Below are 16,048 nucleotides of genomic sequence, written 5' to 3'. Positions count from 1 at the left end.
GAGGGAGAATAATGAACAAAACGGTGATTGCATGAGCGCTGCGCGGAATGTGCTGTTCCTGCCCGGCGTGACCGGCGATGGCGGCTTCTGGAAAGGCGTCGGCGACCTGCTGCCGGCGTCGTGGACCAGGCGCTACCTCGATTGGCCGGGCCTGGGCAGGCAGCCGGCGTCGCCGGACGTGAATGGCTTTGCAGATTTGCTGGCGCTGGCGCAGGCGGCCCTGGATCGTCCCTCCGCCATCGTGGCCCAGTCGATGGGCAGCATCATCGCGACCCAGCTGGCCTTGCAGCATCCGCAGCTGGTGACCCACCTGGTGCTGGTGGCCACCTCGGGGGGCATGAACGTGTCGGCCTTCGGCGCCGCCGACTGGCGCGAGGACTTCCTGAAGGCATTTCCGGGAACGCCGGCCTGGGTCCTGAACGAGAGGCCGGACCTGGGCCGGCAGTTTGCGGAGGTGGCGGCGCCGACCCTGCTGGTCTGGGGCGACGCGGATCCGATCAGCCCGGTCGCTGTCGGGCAGCACCTGGCGGCGACGATGCCGAAGGCCGAGCTGCATGTGGTCCCTGGCGGCACGCATTCGATGGGAGCGGAGCTGCCGCAGCTGCTGGCGCCGCTGATCGAGGCGCACATCGCGGGCGCCTGAGCGAGGCGGGGACTGTCCCCTCAGGCCGGTTCGGCCGCGCCGCCGACCAGGATCGCACCACCCTCGACCCGGGCCCTGATCAGGCAATCGTGCCCGCTCGCGCGGCCCTGGCGCACTATCAGGCTGCGTTTCAGCGCCACGGCCAGTGCGCCCGCCGCGACGCCGGTGGCGCCGTCTTCCAGCGCCGGATCGAGGTGGTTGAAGTTGCGGCCTTCGACTGTGTCCTCATCCACCCGGGTGTAGACGTAGAAGCCGTTCACGCCGTGCGCCTTGCCCCAGGCGACAATGCCGGCCAGGTCGGGCTTCAGCGCGTACAGCGCGTCCGTGTCGCGCACCTCGACCAGCAGCTTGGGGCTGCCGACCGAGGCCACTTGCGGCTTTGACGCCAGGACCAGGCCGGGAGCGCCGAGCAGTTTTTCGATCTGCTCGTCGGCGATTGCCACTTGCTCCGCCGGCTGGGACGCCAGCCGCACGAAGTAGTCATCGCCTTCGCGCGACAGCGTGAGCAGCTGCTTCTTCATCGCCGTGCGCACGTCTATCGTGCCGGCGCCCGGATCGCGGCCGAACAGCTTTGCTGCCACTGCCAGGGTCGCGTGCAGGCACAGCGGACTGCGCGTGTGCGGGTAGAAGTAATCGACCTCCTTGTCGCGGGACAGGAAGACGCAGGTCGTGTTGCGTGCGGCGGTGAAGGCCTGGCGCGCGGCCTGGTCCATGCCGTCGTCCTCGATCACCAGCGCCGGGTTCCCATCACCGGGCTGCGCCCCGAAGCAGTTCAATGTTTGTACGTGCATGTTTCGCGATTGTCGAAGTCGTCAGTTATACTGTGTTTTTATACAGTATTGTCTTTTGTTAAGACAATTGTAGACCTATTTGCACGATGCCATCCGACCCACCGCCAGCGCCGCCAAATTCGCAGCCAAACACGCAGCTCGGCCTGCATCTGGGCCTGCCCCAGTATGCGGAGCTGTTCTGCCTGTCGAACTTCTCCTTCCTGCAGGGAGCCTCGCATGCGGAGGAACTGGTGGCGCGGGCGGTGCAGCTGGGTTATGCGGCGCTGGCGATCACCGACGAGTGTTCGCTCGCCGGCGTGGTGCGTGCGCATGCGGAGGCCAAGCAAGCCAGGCTCCCGCTCATCATCGGCGCCCATTTTCATCTGGAGAAGGCGGACGGCAGCCATGCGCTGTCCTTGATCCTGCTGGCGCAGAACCGCAACGGCTACGGCAACCTGTCCGAGCTGATCACGCTCGGCCGCACCCGCAGCGAAAAGGGCACCTACCTGCTGCGTCCCGACGACCTGGAAAGCGGCGTACCGGACTGCCTGGCGATCCTGCTGCCTGCCTACCCGGGCCACGACCAGGAAGGCGTCGACCGCCTGCACGCGCAGGCGGCGTGGATGGCGCTGACCTTCCCGGGCCGCGCCTGGATCGGCCTGAACCTGCTGCACCGCGCCTTCGACGATGCCCATCGCGCCACCGTCGAGGAAGTCGGCTGGCAGCACGGCATGAAGATCGTCGCGGTCGGCCATGTGGTGATGCATGTGCGTTCCAGGAAGCCGCTGCAGGACACCCTGAGCGCGACGCGGATCGGCAAGCCTGTGGCCGAATGCGGCTATCTGCTGGCCCAGAACGCCGAGCAGCACCTGCGCTCGCGCGTGCGGCTGGCGAACATCTATCCGCGGGCGGCGCTGGACGAAACCTTGCGCATCGCCGCCCTGTGCACATTCTCGCTGGACGAGCTGCGCTACGAGTACCCGGACGAAGTGGTCCCGGTTGGCCACACGGCCGCCAGCTACCTGCGCAACGAGACCTATATCGGCGCGCACCGGCGCTTCCGCGACGGCATCCCGGCGAAGGTGCAGGCCCAGATCGAGCACGAGCTGACCCTGATCGCCGAGATGCGCTACGAGCACTACTTCCTGACCGTGTACGACATCGTGCGCTTCGCGCGTTCCCAGCACATTCTCTGCCAGGGCCGCGGCTCGGCGGCCAATTCGGCGGTGTGCTACTGCCTGGGCATCACCGAGGTCGATCCGAGCCGGGCCAGCCTGCTGTTCGAGCGCTTCATCTCGAAGGAACGCAACGAGCCGCCCGACATCGACGTCGACTTCGAGCACCAGCGGCGCGAAGAGGTCATCCAGTACATCTATCGGAAATATGGCCGCGACCGCGCGGCGCTGGCGGCCGTCGTCATCAGCTACCGCCCCAAGAGCGCGCTGCGCGACAGCGGGCGGGCGCTCGGCATCGACCTCGCCATCGTCGAACGGGTCTGCAAGCAGCACCACTGGTTCGACAGCAAGGCCGATCTGCTGAACCGCCTGGCCGAGAGCGGGCTCGATCCGGACGCGCCGCTGTCGCAGCAATGGGCTTCGCTGGCGCAGCGCCTGCTCGGCTTTCCGCGCCACCTGTCCCAGCATCCGGGCGGTTTCGTGATGGCGCGCGGGAAGCTCTCGCGCCTGGTGCCGATCGAGAACGCGACCATGGCGGAGCGCAGCGTGATCCAGTGGGACAAGGACGATCTCGAGGAGCTGGGCCTGATGAAAGTCGACGTGCTGGCGCTGGGCATGCTGTCGATGCTGCGAAGGGGGCTCGAGCTCGTGGGCCAGCGCCACGGCACCGTGTTCGAGATGCAGGACATTCCGCCCGACGATCCGGCCACCTACCGCATGATCCGCGCGGCCGACACAATCGGCGTATTCCAGATCGAGTCGCGCGCACAAATGAGCATGCTGCCGCGGATGAAGCCGCGCGCGTTCTACGACCTGGTGATCCAGGTGGCCATCGTGCGCCCGGGGCCGATCCAGGGCGGCATGGTCCATCCGTATTTGAAGCGGAGGGAAGATCCGCGCCTGGTGAGCTACCCGAGCCCCGACATGAAGGTGGCGCTGGAGCGCACACTGGGCGTGCCGATCTTCCAGGAGCAGGTGATGCAGGTGGCGATCCTGGCAGCCGGCTTCACGCCCGGCGAGGCCGACCAGCTGCGCCGCGCGATGGCGGCCTGGAAGCGCAAAGGGGGCCTCGAGAAGTACTACGAGCGCATCGTCGGCGGCATGCTGGCGAAAGGCTACGACATCGGATTCGCCGAGCAGATCTTCAGCCAGATCCAGGGCTTCGGCGAGTACGGTTTCCCGGAATCGCATGCGGCCAGCTTCGCGCTGCTGGCCTACGCCAGTTCCTGGCTCAAGTGCCACGAGCCGGCGGCGTTTTTATGCGCGCTGCTGAACAGCCAGCCCATGGGCTTCTACAGCCCCTCGCAGCTGGTGCAGGACGCGCGCCGCCACGGCATCGAGGTGCGCGCGGTGGACGTGACGGTGAGCGGCTGGGAATCGGTGCTGGAAGAGCTGGACGATGCGTCGCGCGCGCAGCCGGCGGTGCGCCTCGGCCTGCACATGCTGCGCGGGATGAGCAAGGAGGCCGCCGAGCGTATCGAGCTGGCGCGTGCCATCCGTCCCTTCGTCGACGTGGCCGACCTGGCCCGCCGCGCGAACCTGGACCGCGGCGACCTGCAGGTGCTGGCCGGCGGCAATGCGCTCGCGCTGCTCGCCGGGCATCGCCGCCAGGCCCTGTGGCAGGCGGCGGGTTCGGTGCCGGACAAGGATTTGCTGCGCCCGGCCGGACTGGAAGAAGAGGCGCCGCTGCTGGCCGCGCCCAGCGAAGGGCAGGAGATCGTCGGCGACTACCGCGCGCAAGGGCTCACGCTGGGCCGTCATCCGCTGGCGCTATTGCGGCCGCAGCTGCTGGCCAAGCGCTTCCTGCCGGCCGAGGTGCTGATGGATTTCGCCAACGGCCAGCTGGCGCGCGCCTGCGGCATCGTCACCGTGCGCCAGCGTCCCGGCACGGCCAAGGGTGTGCTCTTCCTCACCATCGAGGACGAGACCGGGAACGTGAACGTGATCGTGTGGGCCAGCCTGGTCGAACAGCAGCGCCGCGAAGTGTTGAATTCGCACCTGCTGGGCGTGTACGGGGTGTGGCAGAGGGAAGGGGAAGTGCGCCACCTGGTGGCCAAGCGGCTGGTGGATATGTCGCACCTGCTGGGGAGCCTGGATACGCGGAGCAGGGACTTCTGCTGAGGAGTAAGCGTGGGTACGGGGTGCCCACCCTACAACGAAGGTAGGGTGGGCTCACCGAGCCCACGGTGCAGCTTAGAACTCTTCCCAATCCGCTTCCACGGTCTGCTTCACGGCCTTGGCCGGCTTCGCGGCAACGCGAGGCGTCGGCGCGGCGGCACGCGGCAGGGCAGTGCGCACCGGCGCCGCCTTCACGGGCGCACGCGGCGCAGCCATCGCGCCCAGGTCATGCGCGCGGTCCAGCTTGAACACGCTGACTACTTCGGCCAGCTTGGCCGCCTGGTCCTGCATCGAGGTCGCAGCAGCGGCAGCTTCTTCGACCAGCGCCGCGTTCTGCTGGGTCACATGGTCCATCTGGGCGATGGCGCTGTTGACCTGCTCGATGCCGCCGGTCTGTTCCTGGCTGGCGCTGGTGATCTCGGCCATGATGTCGGTCACGCGGCGGATGCTGCCCACCACCTGTTCCATCGTGGCGCCGGCCTGGTCGACCAGCTTGGTGCCGGCGTCGACGTTGGCCACCGAGGCGCTGATCAGTTCCTTGATTTCCTTGGCGGCGGCCGCCGAGCGCTGCGCCAGGTTGCGCACTTCCGAGGCCACGACCGCGAAGCCGCGGCCCTGTTCGCCGGCGCGCGCCGCTTCAACGGCGGCGTTCAGCGCCAGGATGTTGGTCTGGAAGGCGATGCCGTCGATCACGCCGATGATGTCGGCGATGCGCTGCGAGCTGTCGTTGATCGCGCCCATGGTGGTGATGACTTCGCCGACCACGGCGCCGCCCTGGGTCGCCACTTCGGACGCGGCGATGGCCAGCTGGTTGGCCTGGCGCGCGTTGTCGGCGTTCTGGCGCACGGTGGTGGTCAGTTCTTCCATCGAGGCCGCGGTCTCTTCCAGCGCGCCGGCCTGCTGCTCGGTGCGGGAGGACAGGTCGAGGTTGCCGGCGCTGATTTCGCGCGAGGCGGTGGCGATGGTGTCGGTGCCGCCGCGGACCTGGCTGACGATGCCCACCAGGCTGTCGTTCATGTGGCGCAGGGCGCGCAGCAGGGAACCGGTTTCGTCGCGCGAGGTGGCTTCGATCGTGTGGGTCAGGTCGCCGCCGGCGACCGTCTCGGCGACGGTGACGGCGTCGCGGATCGGCAGCACGATGCCGCGGGTGAGCAGCCACGAGATCGCGGCGCCCAGCAGCACCGCGCAAAGGCACAGTCCTTCGATCAGCAGGCTGCTGCTGGTCGCGTTGTCGTCGATGCCGTTGGCGGTCTTGTCCATGCTGTCACGCTGCATGGTGACCAGTTCCTGCAGCAGGTCCTGGTACTTCTGCGCCGCCGGCGTGAATTCCTTCTCGAGGATGCGCGCCGCTTCCTCGGCATTGCCTTCGGCCTTGGCCTTGACGGTGCCGTCGCGCGAGGCGCTGTAGACCTTGCGCTGTTCGAGGATCTTGGCGAACAGTTCCTTTTCAGGACCGCTGGCGGCGATCAGCGGCTCGATCTTCTTGAGCAGCTCGGCGGCCTTCTTGACCGAGGCGGCCGAGTCGTCCTTGAAGTAGGCGCCCAGCGACGGGTCGGAGCTCTTGGCGATGGCCGCGGTGCGGCGGATCGACGCGAAGTTCAGGCTGTACCAGTCGGTGATCAGGCGCTCTTTCGCCAGCGGCACCGCCATCATGGTCTTGGCCGAGTCGGCGACTTCGGTCATGCGCCAGGCGCCAACCGCTGCGATGACCACGGTCATCGCGAGAATGAGGGCAAAGCCGAGTCCAAGGCGCTTGCCGATCTTGATGTTTGCAACGAATCCCATCGATATTCCTTTTTAAAACATAGGCCGGAGAATGCCCGGGATTGTACTGTCCGAGCATTTCTAAAAGGAATGAAAAAATGCATCATGGAAATTTTTATGCAACATTTTGTAGGGTTAATCCGACAACCGAAGGGAGAATTGTTAAATATTCATTGTTGCAAATGGAGTGGCCTGTTAGTCTAAAAAAGTAGTGATCAACCTGAAAACTCTTCCCCCATGAAGCCTTCCAGCATTCTCCGCAACACCCTTCTCCTGTCCGGACTCATCGGCGGCACAGCCGGCGCCGCGGCATTGCCGGCACCGTTCACCGAGCAGCTCAACGCCAACTATCCGGCGATCGAGACCCTGTACCAGGACCTGCACCGCAACCCGGAACTCGGGTTCGCTGAACACCAGACCGCCGCCAAGCTGGTCGAACGCGTCAAGGCGCTGGGTTATGAAGTCACGACCGGCGTCGGCGGCACCGGTTTCGTCGCGATCCTGAAGAACGGCCCTGGCCCGACCGTGATGCTGCGCACCGAACTCGACGCGCTGCCGGTCCAGGAAAAGACCGGCCTGCCGTTCGCCAGCAAGGCCACCGGCAAGAATGCCGCCGGCGAACCCACCCCGGTGATGCACGCCTGCGGCCACGACCTGCACATGTCGGCCTGGTACGGCACCGCCAAGCTGATGGCGGACAACCGCAAGGCCTGGAGCGGCACTCTGATGCTGATCGGCCAGCCGTCCGAAGAGACCGTGCACGGCGCCGAAGCGATGCTGAAGGACGGCCTGTTCAAGCGCTTCCCGAAGCCGGACTATGCGCTGTCCTTCCATGACGACGCCACCATGCCGTCGGGCACGATCATGTACCACGCCGGCCCCTTCCGCGCCTCGTCGGACGTCGTCAACATCACCGTCTACGGCCAGGGCGGCCACGGCGCCGTGCCGCACGAAGCGCGCGACCCGATCGTGATCGCCGCGCGCCTGGTGCTCGGCCTGCAGACCCTGATCTCGCGCGAGAACAATCCGCTCGACCCGGTCGTCATCACCATCGGCAGCATCCAGGGCGGCACCCAGGCCAACATCATCCCCGACCAGGTCAAGCTGTCGCTGTCGGTGCGCACCTTCAAGCCGGAAGTGCGCAAGCGTGTCCTGGCCAGCATCGCGCGCGAAGCCAAGGGCGAGGCGCTGGCCGCCGGCGCGCCGAAGGAGCCGCTGGTCGACGTCCAGCCGGGCACCGATTCGGTCTACAACGATCCGGAGCTGGTCCAGCGCATGGCCAAGGTTGCCGAGGGCGCGGTGGGCGCCGAGTTCGTGAAGGAGATGCCGGCCAAGATGACCTCGGAAGACTTCTCGCAGTACGGCCAGCAGCCGGGCGTGAAGGCGATCCTGCTGCACGTCGGCGCAGTCGACGCCAAGCGCCTGGAAGCCGCGAAGAAGGCCGGCCAGCCGCTGCCGGGCACCCACTCGCCGCAATGGGCGCCGGACTTCAAGCCGACCGTGGTCAACACCATCAAGGCCGAAACCGCGATCCTGCTGGATCTGATGGCGCCGAAGAAATAAGACCGGACGCTGTCGAACGAACGCCGCTCCCGCTGCTTGCGGGGCGGCGTTTTTTTTGCCCGCGCTCAGGCGCTGAGGTACTCGGTTACGGAGATCGTCGTGGACTTGCGGCTGCGTTTGACGGAGATCGTGTAGCCACCGAGGCTGTCCCAGGAACACTCGCCGGCGTCCGCCGCCGAGCCGTCGCGGCAGATCGCGCGCTCGCCCTTGCGCTGGGCTTTGACGAGGAAGGCGTCCAGCTCCTTGAAGCGCTGCGGCTCGAGGACTTTCAGGCCGGCGATCTCGGCGCGCGCGTAGGCAATCCATTCGTCATCGCGCCGTTCGCGTTCGCCGCCCCGCGCAACGGTCAGCGTGAAGCGGGTCGTGACGAAGTCTTCGCAGGCGTCCTGGCGGATGTCGACGCGCAGCCCCGCATGCGGGCTGGCGCTTTCCAGGAAAGTGTGTTTGCTGCGCCGGTTCAGGGCCTGGCCGGAATAGGCCTGCGGGCGCAATACCGGACCCGGTACCATGAGCGAGCAGCTGACCTCGGCAAGCGCGGACGCTGCGGCCGAGAAGAACAGTGCAGATGCAAGCATGGCGCGGCCTGTGCCCAGCGGTGGCCGCGCGCTCATGCCGGCTGCGTGCCGTAGTAGCCGTGCACCGCGCCGGCCCATTCGAGGTCGGCCATGTCCGGCCAGTGGTCGGAATCGAATCCCGGCGCATTCTCGATGCGCTCTTTCGGGATGTCCATCGTGAAGCGCTTGTGCTGCGGGTCCAGCGTGAGGGCCTGCCAGGGCACCGCGAACAGCTTCTCGCCGAGCCCGAGGAAGCGGCTGGAGGACATCACCGCATAGGCGATGGCGCCGCTGCGCATGTCGACCATGAATTCCTTGATGACGCCCAGGTGCTCGTTCTGCAGGTTATGGACGTGATCGCCCAGCAAGGTATGCGCGCCCATCAGTTCCGGGCCCGGCCCCTTGCCGTGCTTGTTCTTGTACATACCGTAGTCGTCTCGTTCCTCGTAGGACATCTTTCGTCTCCTTTATTCGGAAACGCAAGAATAACCCGAGTCCGGCGAAACCCGGTTTGGACGCGCACGTTTGTGGATTCAGGTGGGCTCGGAGAGCCCACCCTACTTAAAACTCTTCCCAGCCGTCGCCGACCGTGGCGGTAGCCGCAGGGCGCTTGGCCGCGGCAGCACGCGCCGGTTGCGGACGTACGGCAGGCAGGCCGGCCGTCGGCTCGATCCTGGCAGGTGCGGCGGCAGCGACAGCGCTCTGGCGCTCGACCTTGAACTGGTCGACTGCGTGGGCCAGCTTGGCCGCCTGGTCCTGCAGCGAGCCGGCGGCGGCCGCCGATTCCTCGACCAGGGCCGCGTTCTGCTGGGTGGCCTCGTCCATCTGGGCGATCGCCTGGTTCACCTGCTCGATGCCGCCGGTCTGTTCCTGGCTGGCGGACGCGATCTCGGCCATGATGTCGGTGACGCGCTGGATGGAGTCCACCACCTGGCCCATCGTGTCGCCGGCCTGGTCGACCAGCCTTGCGCCGGCGTCGACCTTGCTGACCGAAGCGGTGATCAGTTCCTTGATTTCCTTGGCCGCCGCAGCCGAGCGCTGGGCCAGGGTGCGGACCTCGCCCGCCACCACGGCAAAGCCGCGGCCCTGCTCGCCGGCGCGCGCCGCTTCGACGGCGGCGTTCAGCGCCAGGATGTTGGTCTGGAAGGCGATGCCGTCGATGACGCCGATGATGTCGACGATCTTCTTCGAGGATTCGTTGATCGAACCCATGGTCAGGATCACTTCGCCCACCACGTCGCCGCCCTTGGTGGCGACGGTGGAGGCGGTGATGGCCAGCTGGTTGGCCTGGCGCGCGTTGTCGGCGTTCTGGCGCACGGTGTCGGTCAGGTGGGCCATCGAGGCCGCGGTCTGTTCCAGCGATGCCGCCTGCTGCTCGGTGCGCGAGGACAGGTCGAGGTTGCCGGCCGAGATCTCGCCGGCCGCGCCGTGGATGGACGAGGTGCCGCCGCGTACTTCGTTGACGATGCCGACCAGGCTGTCGTTCATGTGGCGCAGCGCGCGCAGCAGGGCGCCGGTTTCATCTTTGGCCGTCGATTCGATATGGCGCGTGAGGTCGCCGGCGGCCACGGTTTCGGCCACCGCGACCGCTTCCCGGATGGGTCCGACGATGCCGCGCGTGAGCAGGATCGAGCTGAGCGCGCCCAGTGCGACCGCGCAGACGGTCAGTACGGTCATCAGGGTTTCGCTGGAGCGGGCGCTTGCCAGGATCTCACCGGAGGCGGCGCCGATGTGTGCGTGCTGCATGCTGACCAGCTGCTGCACCGATTCCTGGTAGGCCTTGGCGGCCGGGGTGAACTGGTCGTTGAGGATTTTCGCGGCCAGTTCGACGTCGCCGTCGGCTTTGGCCTTGACGGCGGCGTCACGGGCGCTCGAATAGGCCTTGCGCTGGTCGCCGATCTTCTTGAACAGGGCTGCTTCTTCGCCCGGCGCGATGAGCGGCTCGATCTGCTTGATCAGCTCGGTCGAGCGCGCGCCGGTGGCCGCGGCGTCTTCCTTGAAGTAGGCGACCAGCGAGGTATCGCTGCTCTTGACGATGGCGGCGGTGCGGCGCACGGCCGCGAAGATCTGCATGTACCACTCGGTGATCAGGCGCTCCTTGGCCAGCGGCGCGGCCAGCACGCCGGCGGCCTGGTTCGCCACATTGCCCACGCGCGAGATGCCGACGCCGGCGATCAGCACGGCCATTACGAGGGTTAGCGAAAACCCGGCCGCGAGGCGTTTACCGATATTGAATTGACTGAAGAAGCCCATGACTGTCCTTTGAAAGCAAATCCGGATGAAAAAACGCATCCAAAATTGTACTTTCAGAACAGAAAATTTTGTTGCTTTTGAGAATATTTAAGCAACAATTACCATGTTTACGCAACAGTTAGTTGACGGATAATTACTGTTTCTAACGCTTTCTTATCGATTCAACCTGTTGAGCAACTGGATGCGCAGCGCCCGCGCGCCGTTCTCGTCCAGCGGCGCCAGCATCCCGCGTGCGCCCGGCGGAATGTGGGCGGCTTCAGCGCCATCGCTTTCAAACACGTAGTGGCGGAACAGCTCTTGCCAGGCGGTTCGCTGGGCCGGCGGGAGTTCGCGCATGGTGAGCAGCGCCAGCATCAGCGCGGTGGCCGGCGAGTCCATGTGCGGCGGCGACTGGCGCCACCAGTAGTTGACCAGCGCGTTGAAGGGCTCGAGCGCCTCGATGTGGTGCCACCACATGGAGGGAATGAAGATCGCGTCGCCCGGTCCCAGCTCGGCGACCTGGGCGTTCTGCATGGCCCGGGCGAAGCGCGGGAAGCGTTCGAGGTCGGGCTGGGCGAAGTCGACCAGGCTGATCGCCTGTCCGGCCGGCGTGAAATCGAGCGGCCCGACGTACAGGTTGGCCACCTGCTCCGGCGGGAACAGGGTAAAGCGGCGGCGCCCCGCGGCCACCACGGCGATGTTGTCGGGCACGTCGTAGTGGGCGGCGATGCGCGAGCGGTTGCCGATCCAGATGCTCACCAGGGGCACGCGTTGGCCGAGGTCGAGGTCGTTCTCGGCGCGGAAGCCCGGCAGGTAGTGGTCGAGCATCGTCGAGCCGACATAGACCGAGGGCGGACGGACGTCGTCCTTGTGGTCCTCCAGTTCTTCCAGCACCTTGTCGAGCGGCGCCTTGATGGCGGCGTAATTGAAGCCGGTCAGGCTCTCGTTGTAGAAGTAGCGGCCCGCCATCTCGGGCGCGCCCAGGAAGGCCAGCACCTGTTCGCCGCGGTAGAAGCGGCGCAGGTAGGCGCCCGCTTCCTGCTGCGATTCGCGGGCTTTGCCGACCATCGGCCAGGAAGACGCCAGTCCGCGCAGCACCACGGGTTCGGTCGAGGTGAGCAGCTCGTCGCTCAGGACGCCCGGCGCGAGGCCGGACAGTTCGCGCATGGGGGCAGGTTCAGGCAGCATGGCGGCGTTCGCGGCGCGCGATCAGGTCACGGATGTGCGCGAACGAGGCCACCACCATGTAGATGGCTTGCAGATGGCCGTCGCGGCTCAGGCGTTCGAGCGCGGCGCCGGGCAGGGCGTGCAGGCGCTCCTCGTTGATCGTGTGGTAGCCCATCAGGCGGTGCCGGGAGCCGTCCTTCAGCTCGATGTCGGCGACGAAGGATTCGAGCAGTTCGTGCTCGACCAGCGCCTGCACGAAGGCCGGCATGGCTTGCAGGCCCTGGTGCAGGGTAAGCAGCACCGAGTGGATGCGCTCCAGGTAGGGACTGGTGCCGCCGTAGGACAGGAACAGCTTCTCGCCCATGGTGTTGCTCACGCGCGGGTGGGCCAGGTCGATGTGGACGTTCAGCTCGTCGCCGTGGCGGCCGATCAGGAAGGGGTGGCGCTCGACGGCCAGCGGGATGTAGTGCGCGTCCCAGCCCTGCGGGGCCAGGAACAGGTTCTCGCCGGGTTCGAAGCCGAACAGCGCCAGCGCCTCGTAGCCGGTGGCATCGGAGGTAGCGCGGAAGACGATCGGGTAGTGCGCCTGGACTTCGCGGAACTCCTGCGGGAAGGTCAGGCTGAACATCACGTCGTCGCCGTAGGCAGCGGCGTGGTCCGCGATGACGCGCAAGTCCTTGTGTTCCAGATTGTGCAAGGGGACGGGTTGGCTCATGGTCTTCTATGATGTGAGAAAAAACAGGCCGCCCGAGGACGGCCTGTATAAAAGACGGCGCCGAAGCGCCGCCGGCACCAAGAATCAGAACTTGTACCGTGCGCCCAGCATGTAGCGGCGGCCACCGGTCGATATCGACAGCACCTGCATGTCGGAACGGCCATGCGTGCGCTGCGACTCGTCGGTGAGGTTGATCGCCTCGAGCGACAGGCTCAGGTTCTTGTTGACGTTGTAGCCGATCGACAGGTCCACCTGGCCGTAAGGCTCGACATAGCTCGGGTTCGGCTTGCCGTTGTCCGCGGTCGAGGACAGGAACTCGCCGCGCCAGTTGTAGGCTGCGCGCACCGACCAGTTCTTGTCTTCGTAGATACCGACAAGGTTGGCCGAGTTCGACAGACCCACCAGCGCGAACTGGTTGCCGACACTCAGGTTGTCATAGGTCAGGTCCGACTTCACGTAGGTGTAGTTGGCCTGGAAGCCGAAACCATTCGAGAACATGTGCTGCCAGTTGATCTCGGCGCCCTTCAGGTTGGCGCCCTCCGAGTTGGCCAGGGTGGATACGGTGTACGGCAGCGCCGGATCGCCCGGGATACCGGTGATCGTGCCTTGCGCCACGCCTTCCGAGTTATTACCGGTGAAGGTCACGCCCGGCTGGCCGTTGAAGTTACGCAGGATGTAGTTGCGAATGCAGATACGGTTGGATGCCGAGCAGCCGGAACCCAGGGCCGCATTCCAGTACTTGCCGCCCACCGGGGTGGTCGCGTTCGGCGAGTTCTCGTTCACAACGGACGAGCCCGTATAGTCGGTCAGTTCCTTGTTGAACACACCTACCGAGAACATGCTCTGCTTGTTGTAGTACCACTCGGCGGACAGGTCCAGGTTCTTCGACTTCACCGGCTCCAGCGCCGGGTTGCCGCGGCTGACCGTGTCGCCGGTGACGCTCGCGGTGGTGCCGTAGGTGGAGCCGCCGGCGATCTGGTCATAACGCGCACGGCCGATCGAGACGCCATAGCTGGCGCGAATCTTCAGGTCGGGGCGCAGGTCCATGTCCCAGTCCACGCTCGGCAGGAAGTTGTTGTACTTGCCGTGCAGGGTCTCGTAGACCTGGGAGCCGAAGTCGACCGGGAACTCGTTTTCGGAGATCCAGCGGATGGCGGTGGGAACCTTGGTCAGGCCGGTCGAATCGACCTTGGTCCGCTCGTAACGGAAACCGACACCGGTGTGCATCGGCAGTGCGGTATCCCACTCGGTATTGAACTGGGCGTAGATCGACTGGGTCTTTTCGACCGTTGTGCGGTCGTAGGCCGGGTTGGCCAGGCTCGGGGTGTAGCCGGCCTTGTCGCCGGTGATGGCGATGGCGGCGTTACGCACGGCGACGAAGTCGAACGGGCGGATCTGGTTGAACAGGGCCGGATCGTCCGCGCCACCCAGCTTGCCGAAGTACTTGCGCAGGTCATCCAGGTGCCAGTTGCTCTGGTCGTAGGCGGCCGAGGTGGTCGGTACCGTACCGCCCCAGGTATCGCGCTGCACCTGCTGGAAGATCGAGTGGTTCTCGTTCTTGATGTGGGCCAGGCCGAAATTCAGGTTCGAACGTTCGAGCAGCTTCAGGCTGCCGCCTGCCTGGATCTGGTCGATCTTCATCTTGTTCTTGCCATCCTGGAACCAGGAGCCCGCGACCTGGTAAGGCTTGGCCACGACGTCGACGCCCTGGACCGACAGCACCGGCATTTCGTGGGTGAAGTCGGCACGGGTGGTGCCGCGGCTGAAGCTGGCGGTGCCCAGGTCGTTGTTAATGCCGTAGGGGCTGTCGGACTTCGCTTCGGCCACCGAGTGGTGGGCGTCGAGGGTCAGACGCAGGGACGGCGAGGCCTTCCACTGGGCGTTGAAGCCGAGCGAATTCAGGGTCGACTTCTGGGCCGAGTCGCCGCCGTTCATCGAGATGTCCTGCGGGCTGGTGTAACGCTCTTCGTAGTACAGCGGCGATGCGAGCGGGCCCTTGGTGAACTCGGCGCCCTGGATGTCCGTGTTATGGCCGAACCAGGCCGACAGCTCGCTGTAGCGCTGCTGGATCTTGTTCTCGGCGTAGGTGTAGTCCAGGGTGGTGGTCAGTTCCTTGACCGGGCGGAACTGGAAGGTCAGCTGGCCATTGGTACGCTGGCGCTGGTAGCCGTTCATCTTGTACGACATGTTCTGCGGGGTCAGATACAGGTCGTTCGCGCCCGGCGGGTTCTTGATGTTCACATAGTTCTTGTCGCCAGCCTGGGTGATGAGGCCTTCGCCGCTGGTGGCATTGCCGCGCAGCGGGCCCAGCCAGCCGTTGATGACCGCGGCCGAATTGATGCCCATGTTGCGCTCCTGGTAGCTGCCAGTAGCGGCCAGGCCGAACATGCCGTCGTTCCAGGTGGTGCTGTACAGGCCCGACACTTCCGGCGTGTAGGAGCGCTTGGCCTTGACGTCGCCGGGCAGGTTGTTGTTCGACTCGTCGTACATCATCTTGGCGCCGAAGCTGGCCTGCTTGCCCAGGTCGAGCGGGCGGCCCGTCATGACGTTCAGGCTGGCGCCGATACCGCCCGGGGTGACGTCGGCGCGAACGCTCTTGTACACCTGGATCTGCGACACGGATTCCGCGGCCAGGTTGCTGAAATCGAATGCACGGCCCGACTGGTCGCCCAGGCGCGCGGTCGGCATCTGGCGACCGTTGAGCAGCACCAGGTTCAGGTCGGGGCCGACGCCGCGCACGGTGACGAGGGCGCCTTCGCCGCGGTTACGGTCGATCGACACGCCGCTGATGCGCTGCAGCGCTTCGGCCAGGTTGGTGTCCGGGAATTTACCGATGTCGTCGGCCACGATGCCGTCGACGAAGCCGTCCGAGTTGCGCTTCATGTTCAGCGTCGACTGCATGCTGGCGCGGATACCCTGCACGACCACGGTATTCGGGTTGGTCGGATCGGCCGCGCTCGCGGCGGCCCCGTTATTCGCTTCCTGTGCGTGGACCTGGCCGACCAGGGTGGCGCAGGCGCTCGCCACGGCAAGGCTGATCAGCCTGTGTCGGGTAGTCAGGTGAAGCGAATGTCCCTTCTTTTTCTGTTGCAGCACTGTGTCTCCTCTCGTCTACAAATATGGCGCCGCACCCGGGAGGGAACGTGCCGCTGGTGGTGGTGCCGAAAGACACCTCTTTTGATCTTTTGTAGTGGAATGCGTCCGTTTTAATGTTGCTACTCGGACTTATTGTATTGATCAGAGATTAAAGGCTAAGTTTGAATTAGTCAATTCGTCGAACAAACCAAAATCGGGCCATTTTCAGAGCGAAATTCGAATGAAAACGCCGGCTCGGCGGCGGTCCAAGC

11 protein-coding genes are annotated in these 16,048 nt (G+C 65.6%); 3 read left to right on the top strand and 8 right to left on the bottom strand.

Annotation, left to right across the window (positions count from 1 at the left end; translation table 11 throughout):
* Window positions 1-31: 31 nt before the first annotated feature.
* Window positions 32-643, top strand: a complete 612-nt coding sequence (locus AC07PE_RS02650; RefSeq protein ID WP_498761316.1) for an alpha/beta fold hydrolase — start codon at window positions 32-34, stop codon at window positions 641-643.
* Window positions 644-663: 20 nt separating this feature from the next.
* Here AC07PE_RS02650 and AC07PE_RS02645 read toward each other — a convergent pair whose 3' ends face one another.
* Window positions 664-1,434, bottom strand: coding sequence for a PhzF family phenazine biosynthesis protein (locus AC07PE_RS02645; protein WP_498761314.1), 771 nt, complete (start codon window positions 1,432-1,434; stop codon window positions 664-666).
* An 86-nt stretch (window positions 1,435-1,520) separates the two neighbouring features.
* Between AC07PE_RS02645 and AC07PE_RS02640 the strand changes: the two genes are divergently transcribed.
* A complete protein-coding gene (locus AC07PE_RS02640; RefSeq protein ID WP_498761312.1) occupies window positions 1,521-4,709 on the top strand; it encodes an error-prone DNA polymerase in 3,189 nt (1,062 codons plus the stop codon).
* A 72-nt stretch (window positions 4,710-4,781) separates the two neighbouring features.
* Here the strand turns inward: AC07PE_RS02640 and AC07PE_RS02635 are convergent, their stop codons facing one another.
* Window positions 4,782-6,491 (bottom strand): methyl-accepting chemotaxis protein, encoded by a 1,710-nt coding sequence (locus tag AC07PE_RS02635; RefSeq protein ID WP_498761310.1) that lies wholly within the window; start codon window positions 6,489-6,491, stop codon window positions 4,782-4,784.
* Between the two features lie 216 nt (window positions 6,492-6,707).
* Between AC07PE_RS02635 and AC07PE_RS02630 the strand changes: the two genes are divergently transcribed.
* A complete protein-coding gene (locus AC07PE_RS02630) occupies window positions 6,708-8,033 on the top strand; it encodes an amidohydrolase (RefSeq protein WP_498761308.1) in 1,326 nt (441 codons plus the stop codon).
* A gap of 65 nt (window positions 8,034-8,098) precedes the next feature.
* Here AC07PE_RS02630 and AC07PE_RS02625 read toward each other — a convergent pair whose 3' ends face one another.
* From AC07PE_RS02625 to AC07PE_RS02600, 6 genes are all read right to left on the bottom strand, one after another.
* Window positions 8,099-8,608 (bottom strand): hypothetical protein, encoded by a 510-nt coding sequence (locus AC07PE_RS02625; protein WP_498761306.1) that lies wholly within the window; start codon window positions 8,606-8,608, stop codon window positions 8,099-8,101.
* A gap of 32 nt (window positions 8,609-8,640) precedes the next feature.
* Window positions 8,641-9,042 (bottom strand): PRC-barrel domain-containing protein, encoded by a 402-nt coding sequence (locus AC07PE_RS02620; RefSeq protein ID WP_498761304.1) that lies wholly within the window; start codon window positions 9,040-9,042, stop codon window positions 8,641-8,643.
* 106 nt (window positions 9,043-9,148) lie between these two features.
* Entirely contained in the window at window positions 9,149-10,840 is a 1,692-nt protein-coding gene (locus tag AC07PE_RS02615; protein WP_498761303.1) for a methyl-accepting chemotaxis protein, read from the bottom strand.
* A 153-nt stretch (window positions 10,841-10,993) separates the two neighbouring features.
* Window positions 10,994-12,007: a cupin-like domain-containing protein gene (locus AC07PE_RS02610; protein WP_498761301.1), complete on the bottom strand. Its 1,014-nt coding sequence runs from the start codon at window positions 12,005-12,007 to the stop codon at window positions 10,994-10,996.
* A complete protein-coding gene (locus AC07PE_RS02605) occupies window positions 11,997-12,701 on the bottom strand; it encodes a SapC family protein (RefSeq protein ID WP_498761299.1) in 705 nt (234 codons plus the stop codon). The genes AC07PE_RS02610 and AC07PE_RS02605 overlap by 11 nt, the downstream gene beginning before the upstream one ends.
* A gap of 84 nt (window positions 12,702-12,785) precedes the next feature.
* Complete coding sequence (locus tag AC07PE_RS02600; RefSeq protein ID WP_498761297.1) at window positions 12,786-15,797, bottom strand: TonB-dependent receptor; 3,012 nt, start codon at window positions 15,795-15,797, stop codon at window positions 12,786-12,788.
* Window positions 15,798-16,048 lie beyond the last annotated feature (251 nt).

It is taken from the genome of Telluria sp. GW821-FHT07G12 (assembly GCF_059418525.1).
This window is presented reverse-complemented; position numbering and strand designations above follow the sequence as displayed.

Coding starts and splice junctions, on each gene's coding strand:
- AC07PE_RS02650 (WP_498761316.1), top strand. CDS start 32: ATGAGCGCTGCGCGGAATGTGCTGTTCCTGCCCGGCGTGACCGGCGAT.
- AC07PE_RS02645 (WP_498761314.1), bottom strand. CDS start 1,434: ATGCACGTACAAACATTGAACTGCTTCGGGGCGCAGCCCGGTGATGGG.
- AC07PE_RS02640 (WP_498761312.1), top strand. CDS start 1,521: ATGCCATCCGACCCACCGCCAGCGCCGCCAAATTCGCAGCCAAACACG.
- AC07PE_RS02635 (WP_498761310.1), bottom strand. CDS start 6,491: ATGGGATTCGTTGCAAACATCAAGATCGGCAAGCGCCTTGGACTCGGC.
- AC07PE_RS02630 (WP_498761308.1), top strand. CDS start 6,708: ATGAAGCCTTCCAGCATTCTCCGCAACACCCTTCTCCTGTCCGGACTC.
- AC07PE_RS02625 (WP_498761306.1), bottom strand. CDS start 8,608: ATGCTTGCATCTGCACTGTTCTTCTCGGCCGCAGCGTCCGCGCTTGCC.
- AC07PE_RS02620 (WP_498761304.1), bottom strand. CDS start 9,042: ATGTCCTACGAGGAACGAGACGACTACGGTATGTACAAGAACAAGCAC.
- AC07PE_RS02615 (WP_498761303.1), bottom strand. CDS start 10,840: ATGGGCTTCTTCAGTCAATTCAATATCGGTAAACGCCTCGCGGCCGGG.
- AC07PE_RS02610 (WP_498761301.1), bottom strand. CDS start 12,007: ATGCTGCCTGAACCTGCCCCCATGCGCGAACTGTCCGGCCTCGCGCCG.
- AC07PE_RS02605 (WP_498761299.1), bottom strand. CDS start 12,701: ATGAGCCAACCCGTCCCCTTGCACAATCTGGAACACAAGGACTTGCGC.